General features: G+C 45.2%; 18 protein-coding genes and 3 pseudogenes. 17 read left to right on the top strand and 4 right to left on the bottom strand.

Annotation, left to right across the window (positions count from 1 at the left end; translation table 11 throughout):
- Positions 1-104 precede the first annotated feature (104 nt).
- The 11 genes and pseudogenes from mscL to CGRAC_RS03920 all read left to right on the top strand — a co-directional run bounded on the left by mscL (position 105) and on the right by CGRAC_RS03920 (position 10,614).
- Positions 105-506, top strand: coding sequence for a large-conductance mechanosensitive channel protein MscL (mscL, locus tag CGRAC_RS03870; RefSeq protein WP_005872182.1), 402 nt, complete (start codon positions 105-107; stop codon positions 504-506).
- 9 nt (positions 507-515) lie between these two features.
- Positions 516-1,154 carry a Crp/Fnr family transcriptional regulator gene (locus CGRAC_RS03875; RefSeq protein ID WP_005872181.1) on the top strand — a complete coding sequence of 213 codons (639 nt, stop codon included), beginning with the start codon at positions 516-518 and terminating at the stop codon, positions 1,152-1,154.
- 3 nt (positions 1,155-1,157) lie between these two features.
- Complete coding sequence (locus tag CGRAC_RS03880; protein ID WP_005872180.1) at positions 1,158-2,285, top strand: metallophosphoesterase; 1,128 nt, start codon at positions 1,158-1,160, stop codon at positions 2,283-2,285.
- Positions 2,286-3,356 (top strand): archaetidylserine decarboxylase, encoded by a 1,071-nt coding sequence (asd, locus tag CGRAC_RS03885; protein ID WP_005872179.1) that lies wholly within the window; start codon positions 2,286-2,288, stop codon positions 3,354-3,356.
- An 82-nt stretch (positions 3,357-3,438) separates the two neighbouring features.
- Complete coding sequence (locus CGRAC_RS12785; protein ID WP_005872177.1) at positions 3,439-3,912, top strand: type II secretion system protein; 474 nt, start codon at positions 3,439-3,441, stop codon at positions 3,910-3,912.
- Positions 3,913-4,870: 958 nt separating this feature from the next.
- Positions 4,871-6,208: pseudogene (priA, locus tag CGRAC_RS12835) on the top strand (replication restart helicase PriA); the annotation flags it as partial.
- A 602-nt stretch (positions 6,209-6,810) separates the two neighbouring features.
- Positions 6,811-7,161, top strand: a complete 351-nt coding sequence (locus CGRAC_RS03900; RefSeq protein WP_005872172.1) for a hypothetical protein — start codon at positions 6,811-6,813, stop codon at positions 7,159-7,161.
- Positions 7,162-7,348: 187 nt separating this feature from the next.
- Positions 7,349-8,149, top strand: coding sequence for a hypothetical protein (locus tag CGRAC_RS03905; protein ID WP_005872171.1), 801 nt, complete (start codon positions 7,349-7,351; stop codon positions 8,147-8,149).
- Positions 8,150-8,157: 8 nt separating this feature from the next.
- Complete coding sequence (locus tag CGRAC_RS03910; RefSeq protein ID WP_005872170.1) at positions 8,158-8,964, top strand: hypothetical protein; 807 nt, start codon at positions 8,158-8,160, stop codon at positions 8,962-8,964.
- Between the two features lie 175 nt (positions 8,965-9,139).
- The gene (locus CGRAC_RS03915) at positions 9,140-9,754 is read left to right on the top strand and encodes a hypothetical protein (protein ID WP_005872169.1); all 615 of its coding nucleotides are present in this window, start codon (positions 9,140-9,142) and stop codon (positions 9,752-9,754) included.
- Positions 9,755-10,044: 290 nt separating this feature from the next.
- Positions 10,045-10,614 carry a hypothetical protein gene (locus tag CGRAC_RS03920; protein ID WP_005872168.1) on the top strand — a complete coding sequence of 190 codons (570 nt, stop codon included), beginning with the start codon at positions 10,045-10,047 and terminating at the stop codon, positions 10,612-10,614.
- Positions 10,615-10,818: 204 nt separating this feature from the next.
- Here the strand turns inward: CGRAC_RS03920 and ybeY are convergent, their stop codons facing one another.
- Positions 10,819-11,448, bottom strand: a complete 630-nt coding sequence (gene ybeY / locus CGRAC_RS11475) for an rRNA maturation RNase YbeY (RefSeq protein WP_005872165.1) — start codon at positions 11,446-11,448, stop codon at positions 10,819-10,821.
- A gap of 54 nt (positions 11,449-11,502) precedes the next feature.
- On the opposite strand from ybeY, the pseudogene CGRAC_RS03930 reads away from it, so the two are divergent.
- The 3 genes and pseudogenes from CGRAC_RS03930 to CGRAC_RS03940 form a co-directional block, all read left to right on the top strand.
- Positions 11,503-11,769 (top strand): annotated as a pseudogene (locus tag CGRAC_RS03930) (7-cyano-7-deazaguanine synthase); the annotation flags it as partial.
- Positions 11,770-12,210: 441 nt separating this feature from the next.
- Positions 12,211-12,678, top strand: a pseudogene (locus CGRAC_RS12450) (7-cyano-7-deazaguanine synthase); the annotation flags it as partial.
- 321 nt (positions 12,679-12,999) lie between these two features.
- On the top strand, positions 13,000-13,464 hold the full coding sequence (locus CGRAC_RS03940; RefSeq protein WP_005872162.1) for a hypothetical protein: 465 nt from the start codon (positions 13,000-13,002) through the stop codon (positions 13,462-13,464).
- Between the two features lie 58 nt (positions 13,465-13,522).
- Here the strand turns inward: CGRAC_RS03940 and tsaD are convergent, their stop codons facing one another.
- The 3 genes from tsaD to CGRAC_RS03955 all read right to left on the bottom strand — a co-directional run bounded on the left by tsaD (position 13,523) and on the right by CGRAC_RS03955 (position 18,714).
- On the bottom strand, positions 13,523-14,530 hold the full coding sequence (gene tsaD, locus CGRAC_RS03945) for a tRNA (adenosine(37)-N6)-threonylcarbamoyltransferase complex transferase subunit TsaD (protein WP_005872161.1): 1,008 nt from the start codon (positions 14,528-14,530) through the stop codon (positions 13,523-13,525).
- A gap of 358 nt (positions 14,531-14,888) precedes the next feature.
- Complete coding sequence (creD, locus tag CGRAC_RS03950; RefSeq protein ID WP_050346310.1) at positions 14,889-16,283, bottom strand: cell envelope integrity protein CreD; 1,395 nt, start codon at positions 16,281-16,283, stop codon at positions 14,889-14,891.
- Between the two features lie 361 nt (positions 16,284-16,644).
- Entirely contained in the window at positions 16,645-18,714 is a 2,070-nt protein-coding gene (locus CGRAC_RS03955) for a TonB-dependent receptor (protein ID WP_005872153.1), read from the bottom strand.
- Positions 18,715-18,998: 284 nt separating this feature from the next.
- Here CGRAC_RS03955 and exbB point away from each other — a divergent pair, with 284 nt between their 5' ends.
- From exbB to CGRAC_RS11790, 3 genes are read left to right on the top strand one after another with little or no spacing between them, the layout of a single operon-like run.
- On the top strand, positions 18,999-19,418 hold the full coding sequence (gene exbB / locus CGRAC_RS03960; protein ID WP_040304198.1) for a TonB-system energizer ExbB: 420 nt from the start codon (positions 18,999-19,001) through the stop codon (positions 19,416-19,418).
- A complete protein-coding gene (gene exbD, locus CGRAC_RS03965) occupies positions 19,419-19,802 on the top strand; it encodes a TonB system transport protein ExbD (protein WP_005872149.1) in 384 nt (127 codons plus the stop codon). It abuts the gene before it with no gap.
- Complete coding sequence (locus tag CGRAC_RS11790; protein ID WP_005872147.1) at positions 19,799-20,638, top strand: energy transducer TonB; 840 nt, start codon at positions 19,799-19,801, stop codon at positions 20,636-20,638. Before exbD ends, CGRAC_RS11790 begins: the two co-directional genes overlap by 4 nt.
- The last annotated feature ends 176 nt before the right edge of the window (positions 20,639-20,814 follow it).

A 20,814-nucleotide genomic window follows, 5' to 3' on the forward strand; every position in this document is an offset into this window, starting at 1 on the left:
TTGGGTTTAAATTTAAGCTGGGATTATACTTTTTACTTCCTAATAAAAAGCAAAAACAAAGCAAAAATAGGCTAATATCGGCGCATTTTATTTAAGGAGACAATATGAGTTTCATTCAGGAATTCAAAGAATTTGCGATGAAAGGCAACGTCATCGATATGGCGGTGGGCGTCGTCATCGGTGGAGCTTTCGGCAAGATCGTAACCTCGCTCGTAAGCGACATCATGATGCCGGTTTTAGGACTTCTTACGGGAGGTATGAATTTTACCGATCTTAAGATCGTGCTAAAAGAAGCGGTGGGGCAGACCCCAGCCGTTACGATAAACTACGGATCGTTTATCCAGGTAACGGTCGATTTTATCATCATCGCGTTTTGTATATTCTGCGCAATCAAGGCGATCAATAAGCTTAAAAAGCCTGCTCCTGCGCCGGAACCTGCCGCACCTGCCGAGCCTAGCGAAGAGATTAAACTTCTTACCGAGATAAGAGACTTGCTCAAAAAATAGGTTACGGCGATGCTTGAGAGAATTCCTTATTTTAAAGCTCTAAGCGCAGCGCAAATCAATCGTTTGGAGCAGATTAGCATCCATAAAAGCTACAAAAAGGGCGAAATTTTATTTTTCGAGGGCGAGCGCTCGCAGTATCTATTAATCCTGCTAAAAGGAATTTTAAAAATCTATAAAACCTCCGCAAAGGGGCGTGAGATCCATATGCGCGAGATCCGCCCCATCTCGCTCGTGGCAGAGATGGTAAATTTCGAAGAGACGAGCTATCCTGCAAGCGGCGTGTTTTCGACAAACGGTGAGGTGCTAAAGATCGATTATGAAAAATTTAAAAACGAGTTTATGAGCGATCCAAAGATTTGCCTGGAGCTTTTAAAATCGATGTCTGAGAAGATCCGAGCGCTAAATGCAGTCTTTGATAATCAAGTCGTGCTTAACTGCGACGGCAAGATCGCTAAGTTTATCAGCGAGAATTTTGATATTTTTATGAGCACGAAATACACCAGAATAGCTAAAATTCTAAACGTAACCCCCGAGACCTTCTCGCGCACCATCACTAAATTTAAAAAGAGCGGCGCGTTAATTTTAGACGATAAACAAGAAATCACGGGCTTTGATAAAGATAAGCTGGACGAGTATATCCAAGGCTAGAGTTTGAAAAGCGCCTATATTTTCCCGATTGTCGGCACGGTTTTATTCCTGTTTTTTAATCTTTACATCTACAGATCGATCAGCGCGCGATTTACGCCATATAAAGGCTTCGCTACGTTTCTCCCCGCCCTGATTTTGCTTTGCGTAGCTTTAGCGATTTTAGATGCAATATTTTTTGTGGGTTTTGGGCTTAATGGAAGCTTTAAAAACGAGCTACTCTATAAGCTATGCGTATTTTGCATGGCAGCGTCCTTTTCGCTCTTTTTTATCTGCCTTGCTTACGACGTGCTAAGCGCCGCTGCGCATGTGGTTAAATTTAGCCAAAACAGGCGAAAATTTTTAAAAACCTTTATCGACGTAACCTTCGTAATAATGGCGTTTAGCTATATTTTTAAGGGGCTTTATAATGCACTAAAAATTCCAAAAATCACCGAGCGCGAAATAAAAATCAAAAACTTAGCTCGCGAGCTAAACTTTGCCGTCATCTCAGACGTGCATCTGGGCGAGTTTTTGAAAAAGGAGTTTTTACAAGGCGTCGTAGCGCAGATAAACTCGCTAAATTACGATGCGCTACTGATCGTGGGTGATATGTTTGATCTGCGCTCGGATGAGCTCGGGGATATTTTGCAGCCTCTTGAGGTGATAAAAAAGCCCATCTTTTTCGTCACGGGCAACCATGAGTATTACCGCGACGACGCAAGCGGACTTATAAAAGCGATGCAAAAAGCGGGCGTGCGGGTGCTGCAAAACGAAAGCGTGGAATTTGAAGGGCTAAATTTAATGGGAGTGCACGATCTTAGCGGCTTTCGCTTCGGATACATGCAGCCCGATCTAAGCGCTGTGCTAGCGCAGGCAGATCCCGATAAACCAAAAATTTTACTCGCACATCAGCCAAAATACGTCGTGGATTTCGTGCGCGACGAGGTCGATCTGTGTATCTGCGGACACACGCACGCGGGGCAAATTTTCCCGTGGACGCTTTTGGTGCTGCTTAGCCAGAAGTATCTTTACGGGCTGTATAACGACGGGCTGAAGCAAATTTACGTAAGCAGCGGCGTAGGGTTTTGGGGCCCGCCGATAAGGGTCTTTGCGGATGCCGAGATCGCGCTGCTTAAGCTTAGAAAGGCATAGATGAGAAGTTTTATTTCGAGGATTTTCGGGGTTATCGCCGCGGTGAAATTCCCTAAATTTATACAAAATTTTATCAACCGCAAATATGTGGAATTTTTCAAAATCGATATGAGCGAATTTGATCCGCCGCAAAGCTACGCAAGCCTAAACGCTCTTTTTACTCGCCGCTTGCTGCGCCCGCGCGAGATAGCGGCAGACGAGCGAGCTTTTATAAGCCCTAGCGACGGCGTGATCTTTGAGAGCGGAACCTGCGCCGATCTGCGGGCTTTTAGCGTAAAGGGCTGCGAATATAGCCTTAGCGAGCTGCTGGGGCGCACGTTTACCGCAAGCGAAAGCGGCGGAGCGGTTAAAAATTTAGATGACGGGGCGGTTACTACGAACGGGAGCGGCGAGGCTGGAACCGGATGCGCAAAAGATGCCGGCACATGGATGAAATTTCGCGCCGCGCAAGCAAAAATCATGGACGGCGAAAGCGGCGCAACTTATGCTGCAAGCGGCGTGCGAGCTAAAATTTATAGCGATGAAAGCGGTGTGAGCCGCGAAACGAGCACAATCGGTGCCCGAAGCAGCGAAAATACAAAGGGCGTAAATTTAAGCTACGCAAACATCTATCTAAGCCCGCGCGATTATCATCATTATCACGCGCCGTGCGACTTGAGCGTGACGGAGGCGCTTTACATACCCGCTGATCTTTACAGCGTGGCGAAGAAATTTTTACTTAAAATTCCAAACCTCTACGCCAAAAACGAGCGCGTGATTTTAAAGTGCAAAATGCCTAACGGCGGGATTTTGTGGATGGTTTTCGTGGGTGCTTTAAACGTAGGTAAGATGAAATTTGATTTCGATGCACGAATACAGACGAATGCGTGTGCAAGCAGAGCTGAGGCGCTTTACGAATATGAAAATTTAAACTTCAAAAAAGGCGATCATTTGGGAAATTTCGAGCTGGGCTCAACGATCGTGCTCGTAGCGCAAAGCGAGTTTTTGAAATTTGAAACCCCGACTGATACGTCCGTAAAATTCGGACAAAAAATCGCAGAATTTAATGAAATTTCACAAAATTCCATTTAAAATGCAGGATTTTTTCTTTAACTAAAATTAATTTTATTTAAATTTAGCTATAATCATCTCACTTTAAATCAAAGGATTTAACATGAAAAATTTAAAAGCTTTTACGATGATAGAGCTTGTTTTCGTCATCGTCGTTTTAGGTATTTTGGCGGGCATCGCAGTGCCTAGATTAGCCGCTACGCGTGATGATGCTACGATCGCTAAGATGCGCGGGGATATCGCTGCTATTAGAAGCGGACTTTCGCTAGTTAGAAGCGAGAATATGATGAGGGGCGTGACTACGTGGCCCGCTTTGGAGGGTTCGGACAATGCCACTCTTTTTGAAGGCGTTTTGCAGCAACCTATCTATCCTATGAGAGATGGCGGTAGGAACGGCTGGACTTTGGTTACGAACGGCAATGCCAATGCAACATCTACATATATCGCTAGAGTGGCAGGAAAAAGAACTACTTTTGATTACTATCCGACATCGGCTTTGGCTACGGCAGCGGGTAGAAACGTAGGTTCATTTGACTGCGATCACAAAGACGAGCTTTGTCAATCCTTAGCTCAATAGCTAAATGCTCTATTATGAAGTTGCGGTTTTGGGCGCCAGCCTAAAGCCGCTTACTTATAGTTCAAATTTTAAAATCCTATCCTATCAAATCGTATTCGTTCCCGTAAAATCGAGCGTTAAATCCGCCGTGATCCTGCGCGAGGTTGCAAAGCCTGCCTTTAAAACTAAAGCAATCGCCGAAATCTCGCAGCTTAAATTTACTCCGTTTCAGATCGCACTTGCAAATTTTATCGCGTACTACTATGTCTGCGAAAATGGCGTTGCATTTGGGATTTTCGAGCCTGCAAGCGATACGGCGCAGGATTTGCGGAATTCGCAGGAGGATCCTACGACTGAGCAGAATCGCGCTTGCAAGCAAATTCCCGTTAGTAAGCCAACCTCCGCTTGCAAGCAAACTTCTACATGCGAACAAAAATTTATTTCCGAGCAGAATTCCATCACCGCACAAAATTCTACGCTCGATGGGAATTTTAATGCCACACAAAATTCCATTTCAATCCAAAATTCTGCATTGACGAAAAATTCTACTACCACAGAAAATTCTGTTACCGTCATAAATTCCGCCATCGCGCCAAATTCCATGCAAAGGCAAAATTTAAAGCAGGCGCCAAATTCTACCTCGCAAAATTTGGCGTTAAATTCTACCCTCACGCAGAATTCTATCCAAGAGCGGGACTTTGTCGATGAGCAAAATTCCGCCTCAATTCAAAATTTCGCATTGATTCAAAATTCCGCCGCCATGAAGACCGCCATAAATTTTGCTGCCGCGCCGGGTTCGGCATACAAACAAAATTTCGCCATCGCGCAAAATTCGATCCAAGAGCGGGATTTTGCCGAGGGAGAGAATTACGTTTCGATTCAGAATTCCGCTTCAGCGCAAAATTCCGTCCTAATTCAAAATTTCGACGCTACCGCGCAAAACCCCATTTCGCAGCCGCTATCTCCGCTTCAAATAGGTAAAATTCCAAACCTTACCCCCGCGCAGGAACAAGCGCGTAAATTTGCCGAAGCCAATGAGACGTCTCTGATTTTCGGCGATACGGGCAGCGGCAAGAGCGAAATTTATATCGCGCTGATCGCGCAGGCGCTCGCTGCGGGCAAGCAGGCGCTGTTTTTGATGCCCGAGATTTCGCTCACGCCGCAGATGACGAAGCGGCTACAGAGCTATTTTGGCGAGCGGCTCGGCGTCTGGCACTCCAAAATTTCGCCGAAAAAAAAGCGTGAAATTTTAGCGAAATTTAACGCAGGCGAGATTCGGCTCATCGCGGGTGCCCGCTCGGCGCTGTTTTTGCCCTTTAGCGATCTGGGCCTCATCGTCGTGGACGAGGAGCACGACGACAGCTACAAATCCGCCGCCGCGCCGCGTCTAAATGCCCGCGACGCCGCGATTTTCGTCGGCAAGAAGCTCGGCATCCGCGTGGTTTTGGGCTCTGCGACGCCCGCGCTTAGCACCTATGCGAAGCAGCCGCACTTCCGCCTGCGCGGCACCTACTTTAGCAGCGCCAAGCGCTTCATTTTCGATGAGAGCGAGACGGGGCTGAGCCCTAAAATTTTAACCGAGATCGGGCGCAGTCTCGAAGCCGGCAAGCAGGCGGTCGTGTTTTTGCCGACGCGCGCGAACTACAAATATATGGTCTGCGAAAACTGCGGGCAGATCGTGCGCTGCCCGTTTTGCGCCGTCGGGATGAGCTATCACGCGGACGCTGCGGCGCTGAAGTGCCATTACTGCGGCTTTAGCACGTTTTACAAGGCATCTTGCGAAAACTGCGGCGGCGAGGTGATGCAGGCGCGCAAGATCGGCACCGGCGAGCTTGCCGCACAGCTTGCGGCGCGTTTCCCTAGCGCTCGCATCGCAAAATTTGATCGCGACGAGATCACCACGCAGCGCAAGCTCGAGGCGCTGCTAAATAACTTCAATGCCCATAAAATCGACATTCTGGTAGGCACGCAGATGCTTAGTAAGGGGCACGATTACCACGGCGTGGATCTTGCGGTGATAATGGGGATCGACGAGCATCTGAGCTATCCCGATTTTAGGGCGCGCGAAAAGACGCTGGCGCTTGCGATGCAGGTGGCTGGCCGCGCCGGCCGCTCGGGGCAGGGCAGGGTCGTCATACAGACGCGCCAGAGCGGCTTTTTTAGGGATTATATCGAAAACTACGATGATTTTTTGCGCGATGAGGCGGAGTTTCGAGAGGGGCTCTATCCGCCCTATATGCGGCTTTTGCGCGTGCTGATCTCGCATAAAAACGAAAACGCGGCGAGCGAGATAATGAACATAGCGCTTGAGCTTTTACGCCGCAAACAGGCGGGAGGTAGCGCGTTTGTATTGCATGACGGGCTGGACGCGGGGCAAATAAATTTAAGCGCTTTGAATTTACAAAATTTTGCACAGCAGGGCGGTAAGCAGATGTCAAATTCTAAATTTCAAAGCCCGGATCTGCGCGCGAGCAATGCAAAATTAAGCCCCCAAAAAAACGCTTCAAATTTGAAAAATAATGCGCAAATTACAGCTTGCGACGGGGACGCGGATAGCGTAAATTTAAAGCCTAAAAGAAACGGCGCCGCACAAAATTTTATAAATTTAGAGACCGAAAACCCTGCCGAAAATTCCGCGCAGTATTTGAAAGAGAAAGCGAGCGAGAGCTTCGAGATTATCGGCTACGGTAAGGCGGGTATCGCCTATATCGCGTCGAAATTTCGCTTTGAAATTCTGTTGCGAGCTAGTTCGCACGTGCCGTTGATCAACGCCGCGCGCGCGCTTGAGCATCTGCCCGTCGAGATCGATATGGATCCCGTAAACTTCGGCTAGACGCGATTTATAAAATTTTACCGGCATAAGCTTCACCCGCAAAATTTTGCGCAACGGGGCGATGAATTAATGCTAGAAAATAGATTTTGGCGGCGATAGGCCTTGCTACTTGTATAATCAAATGCAGCGATGCCATAATAAACGGCGAAAATGGTCATTGCAAGATTTATTATAACCTCGATTTTGACTATATCCATTTTTACGACGGGCGAAATCAAGATATCGCGCTGGGCTACGACTTTGATAACGAAAGCATCGAATTTTATAAAAAGCTATCAGATCACTATGATTACAAAGGCAAAAAATGCAGATCGCGCAGGGTATACAGCGAGCACCATGCGACATTTGCTCTTGATAATTTTGAGTACGTGACGTTTTGGTTGGGAGATCATGGCGAATTTACCCTAAAAGATCCATATATTCATGAATGTGAATAAAATTGATCGATGTTTTAACGCTGGAAGCCTGCCGTATAGATCGGCGGTATATGCATAAATTCATATTTGTGCGGATATGATAATGTATTTTATACTTTAGATTAAGTAATTGTATTGTATAAGTTTATACAACCGATAACAAAAAAATGCTTTTAGGATTCCAAAATCCCATTTTAAGGAGCAAGGGATGCAAATTCGTGCTTTTATTTTAGCGATCTTGTTTGCCGTATCGTTCGCAAAAGCGGACGATATAAAGCATCCATCGATGCCATGGCAACTGGAACCTATTTTATGGAAAATTCAAGATAAAAAAGTTGTAAGAAAAACCCTCCACGAACCTATGATTCGGGGTGCAACTACCTTTAATGGCAAGAGTTTTTATTTTTTTACGATAGAAGATAATGCAACGCTCAAAAAAGAGTATGAAGAGCATTTATCAAAAGAAAGAGACTTCTGCAACGACTTTTACGATGATCTGTTTGAGTGGAAAAATATAAATATAATCAAACCTCTGGTTTTTGATACGACGGATTACAATAACCCAGTTTTAAAGAAAAATATGGGCGATTGCTGGTATATGGATATGAATAAAACGATTAAAGACGGCTTTAGCGGGCGAGGATTTACGTTATATAAATTTGATAATAAGCTTTTGTATATTATGATTTACAAAACCACTCCTTATATATATCAGACGGATGATTTCGCAAATCTTGCTTACATTTTAGATCCGCAAGAATGTAGTAAAATCATAAAAGATCCTCGTAGTAGGGTAAATTTAGAAATTCTGGGCAATATCATATATAAACCGCGTCTGTTTTATGCCGAACCGATACGTTATAAAGATATAGACTATCTACTTTTCATAGATTTTGACAATACGGATAGCGGACAACTATTCAACGTCACAATCAGGAAATTTAAAGACGGTATTTTACAAATGCCTGTTTGTAGTAATTCATATTTAAACACGAAGCTTTATCGATAGGAGCGACTATGCGGATTCATATTCTTATTCTAATGATCGCATTTGCACTATTTGCGAATGCAAACGATGTAAGCGATACGGAAATTCCTTTTGATTTAAAAATAGCTTTATGGAAAGCTAATGATAGGAAAGTAGTAAGAAACAATCCTTCCGGTATGGTAGAAGGAGAAACCACTTTCAACGGAAAAACCGTTAGCTTTTGGCAAATAGATAGAAATGCAACGCTCAAAAAAGAGTATGAAGAGCATTTATCAAAAGAAAGAGACTTCTGCAACGACTTTTACGATGATCTATTCGAATGGAAAAATATAAGCGTAATCAAGCCTCTGGTTTTTGATACGACGGATTACAATAACCCCGTTTTAAAGAAAAATATGGGCGATTGCTGGTATATGGATATGAATACAACGATTAGAGACGGCTTTAGCGGGCGCGGATTTACGTTATATAAATTTGATAATAAGCTTTTGTATATTATGACGTATAGAGATTTTCGGCAATACGAGATGTCTTTTGCAAATTTTATGTATATTCTAGATCCGCAAGAGTGCAGTAAAATTATAAAAGACCCCTCATACGATTCATATTATAGCAGGGCAGATTTTGAGGATTATCGAAACAAGATCGCAGGAGATACCCTGATTTATTTCGGACCGATAAAATATAAGAGCGAAGATTATCTACTTTTTATCGATTCCGTAAATTTAATAAACGGTCTTAAAGCGGTTTTTATTAAAATTAGCAAATTTAAAGACAAAGTTTCGCAAACATCCGTTTGTAGAAATTTGTATTTAAATACAAAAATTTATCGTTAAGGAGTAAAACATGCAACGCATTCAGTTGCGATTGATAACTTTAAGTATGCAAATTTTGGCTGGGAGATCATGGCGAATTTACCCTAAAAGATCCATACATTCATGAATGTGAATAAAATCTATTATGCTTAAAGCGAAAGGATAAATCCGCTAAAATGCCTATAAATGGAGCAATATGAGAGTATTAAAATTTATTTTTATAATAGCGGCGTCTATTTTGTTTTGTTATGTGGCGGAGGAGCTTATAAATTATTTGATAATTAAGCCGCGCATTCCTATGGAATTTACCGATATAAATTTAACTAAAGCCGGCAATAAAGCGGAATTATATATAAATAACAAAGATGATAAAATTTGTAGATATTTTACTTTGGATTTTGTCTCATACGATTACGATAGAGATATGAAGCTCTTGGATGATGAGTTCGCAAATACGTATATAGGAGGGGAATACGACGTGAACGAAACGCTGCTGCGCGGTACCAAAATACCGCTAAGTCTAAAGATATACAAAATAGATAATGAGCCGAATAAATTTGGACGCGGAAAGGAGTATTTTTATTATAAGTTAAAACCCGTGTTTGCAGAGGTGAGGAATTTACGCCCCGCGTATATGCAAACGAGTATTTATAGGGGCGAGAAACACTATGACGCATATAGTGCGACGATAGCCTGCACGCCCTTACAAAAAGGTATGTATAAGGTAGAACTAGAGAATTTACAAGATTTGCCTATTTTTTCGAATGTAAAAATTTATTTTACTACGAAAGATAGCGGCCTTAAATATTAAGAAGACCGCAAGAAAATGTATTTGATAATTGCGACGTAGAAGCTAGCTCGTACAAACCTTTGTTTCTAGGCTTTTTATTTCGCGTTTGTAATAAAAATATTAAGCAGCATTTAATCCGCCGCACAATACAATACATCAATGTATCGTTCGAAATTTAATGAAAGTGCAGTTGGATTTTGTACGCCCATTCGCACTTTGCGGATATCGAGGGTAGCCGTTAAGTCTAATTACCGAACTTGCGATAGCGTGCGCTTTTTGGGCTACCATCTATGTTTATCTAAAGGAACACAATGAAAAATCCGCTTCGTTACGTGGATTATTGTAATGATCTAATCAAATTCGGCTTTGCTAAAAAGCATAATTTTTTAGCTATGATTGCCGTATTTTCTATGGTTCTTATGCCTATATGTTTTTCAGCCGCTTATGCAGTTGCACCCAGTGAGAAGTCCTTACAGAATCCATATATTTTCTCCGGAACAGTAGAGAAATTTTTTAGATTTCATAGCTATAAAAGCGGTAATGGTTGCAAGATATCCGTAGCGGGAAATGGCAAAATATTTTCTTGGGAATTTATCGACTTTCATATTGATACAAATAAATACGACTATGAAGAAAAATACTTTTGTGATTTTATATTTAGCAGATACATTAATAATAAATGCGTAATCTTAAAAATGATCAATCTTCATATCGTAGAATTTGGAGATTGTGATAATAAAGTAATTATCGAAGTTGATCTTAGGCAAAATTTCTTTGAACAAAAACTCTTTTTATGCAGTGGAATTATTTTGGCGCTAATTTTATTTTTGATATTTTTTAAACTAAATAAAGCATATAAAAATCTATTAAAAGGGGTATAAATATTCCGCAATGTCTGATGCGATAAGAATTCTACTTAAAAATACGCGCAGGAATTCATTCCACTCACGCCAAAATAAACTTTTTTCAATAAATCGCAAAATTTCTTGTCACTCATGTTTTGGCACTTCAAATTTATTGTTCATATATAAACTTTACTTCGCGATCCATATAGAGCTTACCGCGCAGCTTGCTATCCGCAGCGCCTACTCCTCATTTCCTTCCGTTCGTACGATTAGGCTTTTTGGAAGGCGGAATTTCTCGATGATCTCGCACTCTTTGGCGCGCATCTGTCCGTCGTCACTTTCGTGATCGTAACCTAGCACGTGCAGCAGACCGTGCGTAAAAAGCAGCGCCGTCTCGTCATCTCTGCCGTGCCCAAGCTGCGCGGCTTTTAACTCCACGAGGTCTAAATTTATCACGACCGAGCCGAGTAGCGCAGGGGCGAAATTCCCGCCGTCAAAATTCTCATTCTTTAAATTTTCATCATTAGGACTTTCGCCCTCGGAATTTTCGGAATTCATGGTATTGGAATTTTTACTCGCAGAATTTGCGGCGCCTGTATTTTCACTAGCGGAATTCGCGGCGTTTAGAATTTTATCGCCGCTGTTTTCATGCGCGGAGCTCTCTTCGCTCAAATCCTCGCCGAAGCCCGCAAATGCCGCAGGATCGAGCGGAAAGCTCAGCACGTCGGTCGCCTTATCGATGCCGCGCGTTTGCGCATTTAGCTGCCGCATCTCCTCGCCGCGCACGAAAATTAACTCGACGCTCTCGCCGCCCAGCTCCGCCGCGATTGCGTCCAAAATTTCGGGATAGGGCTGCTCGCAAAGTATCATTTTTACCCCTCTTTTATAAAATTTTCGTATAATTTTAGCAAAAAAAGGACGAAAATGAGAGCTTTATGCGTGATCAGCGGCGGCATGGACAGCGCGACCTGCGCCTATATCGCGAGGCGCGAAGGTTACGAGATCGTAGCGCTGCACTTTGACTACGATCAGCGCACGATGGGCAAGGAGCGCGAGTGCTTTGGTAAAATTTGCGACGATTTGGGGGTCGCAAAAAGGCTGATTTTAGACGCTCGCTTCATCGCGCAAATCGGCGGAAGCGCCCTTACGGACGGTACTTTGCCGATCAGAAAAGGTGCTGCGGAGCTTTGCGGCGCAGCAAATACTACCGGCGCCGAGATTGACAGCGCGGCAAATTCCAAGAGCGCCGAGCTTGGAGAGCTAAATTTTATCGAGACAAATTCCATCGCCGAAGTAAACGGGCAAAATTCTATCGCAGCAAATTCTACTAATGCCGAGACTGGCGGGCAAAATTTTACTGCGTCAAATTTCATGGCGAGCTCCGCGGACGCTACGCTCGGTGCAGATTCGGCGCGAGACAGCCGCTTGCAGAGCGGTGAAATTTTAATTCAAGACGCTGAAATTTTACTAGGGGGCGATGAGTTTTCGCCGCAAGGCAGTAAAATTTTAGCCTGCGACGACAAAATTTCATCGCAAGGCAGCAAAATTCTGGTTCAAGAAGGTGAAATTTCATCTCAAAGCGGAGCCCAGCCGCAGCAGGGCGATAAAATTTCATCGAAGCGCGCAGAGGGTGAAATTCCATCGCAAAGTCAAAGCGATAAAATTTCACCGTCAAGCGGCGAGAGCGCGTTTTCGGATCTGCCGAGCACCTACGTGCCGTTTCGCAACGGCGTGTTTTTGAGCATCGCCGCCGCGCTCGCCGAGAAGGAGCGCTGCGACGCGATTTTCATCGGCGTGGTGCAGGAGGACAGCAGCGGCTACCCCGACTGCGGCGCGAGCTTCATCGCCGCGTTCGAGCGAGCGCTTGAGCTGGGCACGAGCCGCGACTTTCATCCGCGCATCAAAACCCCGCTCGTGCACCTTAGCAAGGCGCAGATCGTCTCGCTAGCGCTTGAGATCGGCGTGCCGCTGGAGCTTACGTGGAGCTGCTACGAGCGCGAGGACGCTGCGTGCGGGCTTTGCGACAGCTGCCTGCTGCGACTTAAAGGCTTTGCGGGCGCCGGCGCGAAAGATAAAATCCCCTACGCGATAGAAGCTTAGGCGAGCCGCGACGAAATTTATCGAGCCCGCGCGACTCGGCGTGTCATCGCAGCGCTTGATATGCGCGGGTTTTGAATACGTAGCGCCGCATGATTTGTGGCGGGATTTAAACATACGGCGGCGGCCTGCGCTTTAGCGCTCGCCGAGCCGCGGCTGTAAATTTAAACTGCGCTTTGAAATTTTAAAAATTTTCTGAGAGCGTTGCGCGCGGTTCAAAGCAAAATCAATTATAAATTTGACTCCTATGCTATTTATGATCGTATAGACGGATATAAACATATCGCAGTATAATCCGATAATTAAAATTTTAAGGAGGAGAGAATGGCGTTTGAAAATGCGATCATCACTAAAGAGGATGATGAGAAGTACGGATTGAGTAAAATTTACTACAAGTATAATCCATATTATAAAATTTTTGTCGGTAGACTGGATTGGACTATTGACAGAGTAAGAAACTGTTGGTTATGGAAAGTTTATAATTTTCCAGACTATGAATATGATCATAATACGCTTGAAAAAGCTATTTGGATTTTATATTATAATGGAGATTTTATAGAAGTTGTTCTTGATTATGAAATTGATAAAACAGTAGGGCCAAAGCGACTTCATAGAATTTGGCAATTATTAGGTTTAAGTCCAATGCATACAAAAACACTTTCAACTGATGAAGTAATTTCAATTTTAAATGAAAGCCTGGAAACATATGGAGAATATGGCTATACTGAAACTATGCAGTCATCATATAGCTACTCCATGGAAATACAAAATTTAATCAAAGAAAAATAGAATGGCGTTAAAAATACAATCGTCACAAAAAGGGACGGCAGTGAACTAATTGAAAATTTCACTCAAACGCCGAGCGTAGATTTAGATGCGGGATGATCTCAAGCTCTGCGGGCGCCGTAAATTCCTTTTTACGCAGCTTTTCTATCGCCGCGCGCGCGATCATAGCGGCGTTGTCGGAGCAAAATTTCATCGGCGCGAAAAGTATCTCGCAGCCCGCCCGCTCGCACAAATCCGTCAAAAGCCCGCGCAGATGCAGGTTTGCGCTCGCTCCGCCCACGACGCCGAAGCGCGCAAAGCGGCGCAGCTCAAAGATCCGCTGCAATTTATCCAGTATGTGTGCGCACGCCGCGTCCTCAAAGCAGCGCGCCAGATCGCGCATCGCCCGCTCGTCTAGCTCGCCCGCCTCTTTTAGCTTCTCTATCTGCACGCGCACGGCGTTTTTAAGCCCCGAAAAGCTATACTCCAGCCGCCTGTCGCCCTTTAGCGGCACGGGCAGCTCAAACCTCGGCTCGCCGTCTTTGGCAAGCTCCTCGATGAGTGCGCCGCCCGGGTAGCCGAGGCCCAGCATCTTTGCGACCTTATCGAAGCTCTCGCCGAAGCTGTCGTCGCCGGTGGTCGCTAAAATTTCGATACCCCCCGCAGCGCCGATATCCAAAACCATCGTATGCCCGCCGCTAACGAGCAAAACACCCATCGGAAATCGCGCCTCGCTGCCTAAAAACAGCGAGTAGACGTGGCCTATGAGATGATTTACGCCGATGAGCGGCAGATTTAGCGCGAGCGCGAGCGCTTTTGCCATATTCACGCCGCCGATCAGGCTCACGCTGAGCCCCGGTGTATTGGTCGCTGCGACGGCGCTAAGCTCGCTAAAATAGGGTTTTGCGCGCTGTAAAATCCGCGGCAGCGCCTCAGTATGCAGCCTCGCGGCAAGCTCGGGCACGACGCCGCCGTATTTGGCGTGATCAGCCTCCTGACTTATTTTTTCGTAAAATTTCAGCTCGAAACTGCGCTCATCCATCACCGCGACCGAGCTGTCGTCGCAACTGCTCTCAATAGCAAGTATCACACAAAATCCTTAAAATTTTTCGCTCATTATACTCAAAAATAGGCTTTGCGGCGCAGATGAAATTTTAAAATTTAAAACGGCGCGCTTTAAATTTTTGTCTTTGTCGTGATATGTTCGCGCTCGCGGGGCAAAATTTTAAAATGCGCCGTTCGGCTCGGTGCGCTAACGGAATTAAATTTAAAACGCGTGCCACCGCACCATGTTTGCCGCTACGATGCGCTCCGTATCTGCCGCAGCGTGTAAAATTTTAAATAGATGAAATTTTGGCAGTCGAAATTTAGCGGGCAAATTTAAAAAGGCCTTTGGATTTTAAAGCTCCAAAGGCCATTGCGATTAAATTTAGCGCTAAATTTAAAGGCTAAATTTCGGGCTCTTGCTCCTGCTTTTTCTCGCCGCTTGGGATTGCCGTATCGTACCAGTCGAGCTTGCGCGTAAAATACATAACGAGCGAAATCACCGCGAATATCATCAGACTTCCCATTAATAGGGCGTAGTCTTCGGAATTTAAGATGACATAGAGGATCGCATATGAAACGAGCTGAACGCAAGTGATGAAAATGCCCCAGCGCGCGCCTTTGAAAATCGCGCTTGCGTAGAAAAATACTATCGCGCTTACCGCGATCGCCGAAGCAGCATAGCTAAGCGCAAAGCCCATGTGTTCGGAGAGTGAAAGTACCAGCAGGTAGAAAACGACGTCCTCAAGCCCGATGAGTAGATATTGGATCGGGTGGATGCGCTCGTGAGTATAAACCTCGCACAAAAAGATCGCCAAAAACGGCACCGCTAAGAATAACAGAGCGTAATCCGTGCAGCGCTTAATCAGCGAGTAGTTGTTCACAGGCTCGATGAAGCCGATGCTTACGGCGTCATTTCTATCGTCGTTGCTGCGCCAGTTCGTCATAGCGACGCGGTCATCTTGATCTGCAAGCCACGCAGGAGCAATGCCTGCGGCTAAGCCTGTAACTTCCCACGAAGCTTTAAAACCGCTAGCGCTTACTTCGCGCGATTTGGCGATAAAGCCGCCGCCAAAGCTAGGCGATGCCCAAGTAGAGCTAATTTCAAAACGGCTATTTTGCGCGATCGGAGCTAGATGAAGTGCCTCGCCGCCTTGGATTTTAAGCGTGCCGCTGATGCTAAAATCAGACGAAAGCGCGGAAGCGGGGAGCTTGTAGATTAGGCTTCGATCGAAAATTTTAGCTTCGGTGTTGCCGTGATATTGCTTAAGCTCCTTGCCGTTTAAGCTTAAAGCGGGAGAAGCGGTGAAGGATTTTTGATTGCCTACGCCGAGCACTAGCACGGCTTCGTCGAAATTTAGCCGCGCAGGATCGACGCCGAGCTCGGTATAGTTTATCGCCTCAAAGTCCGCCTTAAGCGCAAAATCGCCGTTATATATCGGAACGCGAAAAATCCCGCGCTTTAGATAGGTGGGGTCGATCTCCGCCGCGAGGGAGTAGTTTTTAGGCACGATGATGAAATTTTTCTCTACGCGCCTTTTTACGAGCTCGTTGTTGCTTTTGTCTATCGCTTCGATTATCTCTGCGTAGGGCACTACGATCGCAAGGCCCTGGATTTGTAGCTCGCCGCCCACCGGTGTGAGGATCGAATCCTGCGCGAGCTGCTTGGTTTCGGAGCGGGAGTAGGTGAGGTTATCAATAAAGCTTAGCGGAATTAACAGCAGCAAAAGCAGCACTAAAACTATGAACGGTTTCGTCCAAAACGCGCCACGAATGGCGTTTTTAGTAGAATTTAACAAAGGCTCTCCTTTTAAGTAGAATTTAAAATAGAATTTTAACGATGAAGAGTAAACGGACGGCGCTTTAAGCGGGAGGAATTTTATAAATTCTAAACGAGTTTCGGATGTGAAGCGCTGCGGATATCGCTTTGAATTTTTGGAATTCCGCTGCACGCTAGAATTCCATTTTGAATGAGAATTTTGCTATTCGCAAAAATTTTATGAGAAAATTTCTGTTAGTAGAATTTAAAGGCTTGAAATTCAAAGCCCTTGGAATTTCAAATTTCCAAAGCCCTAGGAATTTTGAAATTCCAAGGGCTTTGAATTTTTAAAATTTCGCTGCTTTAGCGTGCAAAATTTCGTGCGGTCTCTCACGTAAGCTTTAAAATTTATACGCCACGCTTAGCTTGAAATTTCGTCCAGGCTCCCAGTCGATAGCATTTGAATCTCCAGTAAAATCGGCGCTGCGCTGCGAGTGCGATGCGTAGGCTTTATCAAAGAGATTGTAAACGCCCGCGTTGATCTCAAGCCCTTTAAATCGCCCACTATCCGGAGCGTAGGTAACGTATAGATCGTGAACTGCGTAGCTAGGCACTTTTGTTTTTTCGTCGCTAGCTGCGGAGGCTACGTTTTTGGAGTCGAAAAAGAGCAAGTTATAGCCCAGCAGTAGATCCGCCGCAGAGATTGCGTATTCGGCATTGAAGGTGTATTTATCACCGTAGTCGCGGTAGCCGATGATGTTTGAGCTTAGATAGCCCGAGCCGCTGCGCACGCGGTCTTTATATTCTACGTGCTGGTGGGTGTAACCCGCAGCAAGGCTCAAATCATCTAATATTAATCTTGCGTAAAGCTCGACGCCGTCAATATCCGCGCCGCCTGCGTTAGCTCTGCATAAGGTGCCCTGCGCGCCTCCCGGGCAGCCGACGATTCCGCCCGCCGCATTGTTATCTACGATGAGATTTTTATATTCCGTTCTGAAATACTTCGCAGTTAGGCTTACTGAGGAATTTTCTGCCAGATCGCTTTTGTAGCGACCGCCTATTTCGTAGGCGTTGCCCGTAGTGGCTTTTAAATTTTCGTTAGCCATCCAGCTTAGCGGTCTGCCACGGCTAGTGCCCGCAGCCATCATGCTCTCTATTACGTCAGGTCCTCTAAATACTCGCGCATAGCTCGCAAACGCTCCAAATCCCGCGCCAATCTCGTAATCAAGCGCCAAGGCGGGGCTTACTTCGTCAAATTTATATTTGTAGCTAGAGATATTAGCGCCTCTGCCGTTGTAAGTCTTTAGCTCGTGCCTTTCGTAGCGCACGCCAGGAGTTACCGTAAGCCCGCCGTAGCGCATAGCATCCTCTAAATAGACGCTGTAGTTATCGACCCTTTCCGGACGCAAATTACCGGGTTTTACGTAGTTTTCGGAGCGGTAGTAATCAAAGCCGTAGCGCAACGTATGCGCTAAATCGCTCGTTTCAAATTTACTCTTAGCACCGATTTTGCCGCCTTTGGTTTCGACGCCCCATTTTACATTTGTCGAGGTTGATCCGATGCGTTGATGCTTTGTGTAGTATCCAGTGATGTCGAGTTCTAGCAAGTCGCTTGGATTATACGTGTATTTGATCGTATGTGTATCGCGCTCGTATTTGCGGTTATCTAGCTGTCCGTTCAGCCAGGAGCCGAATTCCGGTCGCAGCGGATAGAGACCTTTATACTGCATATGCTCGGTAGATAGCGAAATTTTATGAAAATCCAAAAAGCTATAGCCTACTTTGAATAAATAATTTATATCGTTGCCATCGCCGCCCGTAGGTTTGCCGTTGCCAGATTCACCGAAGCCGTATCCGTAGTGCTTGAATGCAGCAAGCATATCTAGGCTATCAAATGCCCTGCCGTAGAGCATCGCGCTTTGCGAGTAGCCCTCGTTATTGCTCGTATAGCCCGCTTTGAGCTTCGCGCCGATATCCTGTCCGTCCTCAAGCAGATCAGAAGCGTCCACAGTCTTAAAAGCTACCGAGCCGCCCAAGGCGCCCGAGCCGTTCACGACCGAGCGCGCTCCTACATCGACCTCTACGGCTTTGATAAGATCCGGATCGATTAGTAAATCGGCGTTGTGGTGAAAGGTATTGCCGTTTTGCTTCGCGCCGTCAATCGTGATATTTAGACCGCGATCGCTCACGCCACGCATATAAATTTTTTGATTCATGCCGTTGGTGCCGCCCACATACACGCCCGGAATGTCGCGAAATACGTCTTTTACGAGCGTGGCGTTGCGAGTGTTGATTTTGACATCATCCACGGTGCTAGGCGTGCTAGAATCACTAGTAACTTCGATTACGCCTAGGCTTTGCGTATTTGAATCCTTGCTTTTGGATGCGTCCGTAGCGCTTGATTTCTCGTCTGCTTGTGCGCTTAAGCAAAAAACCGCGCACAAAGACAAAGCCAGATGAAATTTTTTCATATGAAACTCCTAAATGATAATGAGAGTAAAAAATGTGAAATAGTATAAAATTAATCCTTTATTTTATATTAATTATCAAGAGATTTTAAAATCATTAGAATTTTATCTCCGAATGCTTTATTATCATTAAATAAAGTTAAATGATAAAATATAATTTAAATATCGATCATCAAAATTTTAGTAAAAATTAAATCTACTTTTGATAAAATCGCTCATTTTTTGGCAAGGCGATTTGCTGAATTTATAAAAATTTTTAAAATTTTTAAGGAGAGCTTATGGGCATTATGGAATTTTTGGCGCATTACGTGGATTACATTATCTTTGCGATCCTCGGATTTATGAGCTTTTTAGTCGTGTGGTTTACTATCGAAAGGCTGCTTTTTTATTCGAAGGTTAAGGCGAGCGATTACAAAAGCAAGGCGCTATATGAAGAGGCTCTGACAAAAAATTTAACGACGCTTTATATTGTTTATTCAAATGCTCCGTACATCGGTCTTTTAGGTACTGTTATTGGCATTATGATCACATTTTTTGATATGAGTACTGCAAGCGGTATCGATACCAAGGCTATCATGCAGGGTCTTTCGCTTGCGCTTAAAGCTACGGCTACCGGTCTAGTAGTCGCCGTGCCTACGCTCATCATCTACAACGGTTTCGTCCGCAAGGTCGATGTGCTTCTAAACCGCTACGATGAGGTTAAATAAATGAGCATTCCTAGACGAGACGGGCTAAATATCGTCCCGTTCATCGACATTATGCTGGTGCTGTTAGCGATCGTGCTTAGTGTCTCAACTTTCATCGCGCAGGGTCATATCAAGGTAAATCTTCCATCTTCTTCAAGCTCGCAAAATCCGCAAGAGGATAAAAAAGTTACCATCAAAGTGGATAGCGAATCTAAAATTTATCTAGACGATGTCGCAATAAGCGAGGATGAGCTTGAGAAAAAAATTGCCGCGCTCGATAAAAACGATCTTGTCGTGCTAAAAAACGATAAAGACTCGAAATTTTCCTCTTTCATTTCGATCATGGATGTCCTAAAAAAGGCGGGCCATGAAAAATTTGCGATCGTGACCGAAAAAGAGCAATGAATAAAGATAGCGCAATAGGCTTCATCGTATCTTTGGTGCTGCATTGCATCATCGCTGTGGGTGTTTTTGCTCTTTTATCGTCGGCACCAAAGCCGCCTAGCATGCCCGATATGATAGCCTTTTCCATCGATAGCATAATGGATGATGCCAAGCAGGGCGATATCTCCGATGAGCCCAATATCCCGCCTCCTTCTGATCAGTCCGAACCGGAGCCTATACCAGAGCCCGAGCCCGAACCGGAACCGGAACCAACTCCGCCTGAGCCGGAGCCGATACCTGAGCCAGAGCCGATTCCTGAACCGGAGCCTATACCAGAGCCTGTAGTCGAAAAACCAAAGCCGGTCGAAAAGCCCAAGCCAAAGCCGGTAGAAAAACCAAAACCGGTCGAAAAACCGAAGCCTAAAAAAGAGCATAAAGTTCAAAGCAGCGATAGGAATTTAACGGCGAAGTTTGACCCGACAAAGCCTATTTCGCTAGGTAGCGGCGGGGGCGGCGGCTCCAGCGCAGCAGGTGGCGGTAGCGACGCCATTACAAGCCGCGGCGATCCTAGCAATAGCGATGTCGGTAAGAAAATTTTCGCCATCATTTCTCGCTACGCGCAGTCGCATTATCCTAAAAATGCCCAGCGTATGCGTAAAATCGGCGTCGTAGGCGTGCACTTTACCTATACGGCAAGCGGCGATGTTAAGGGTCTTCGCGTTACGTCTTCTTCGAATGTCGATTCGCTTGATGAGGGTGCATTAAGCGCAGTCGAGCGCACAAAAGGCAGCTTTCCGAAGGTCGAAAAAGATATGGAATTTAACTTTAGCATAAAGTATACGCTAAATTTCAACTAGCCTTAAAGCTTCTACTAAAAACTCCTGCTCGGGCGGTGAAATTTTAAAATTTCACCGCTCTTGCCGCTTTATCTTAGCTCGCAAAATTCTATCTAGGCAAAGTGAAATTTTAAAATTTACTGCTCTTGCTGCCGCTTCTGCCGCGCTAGTTTTTACAAACGGATTTTGGCGCCTTG

The sequence above is a fragment of the Campylobacter gracilis genome (assembly GCF_001190745.1).
Lineage (GTDB): Bacteria > Campylobacterota > Campylobacteria > Campylobacterales > Campylobacteraceae > Campylobacter_B > Campylobacter_B gracilis.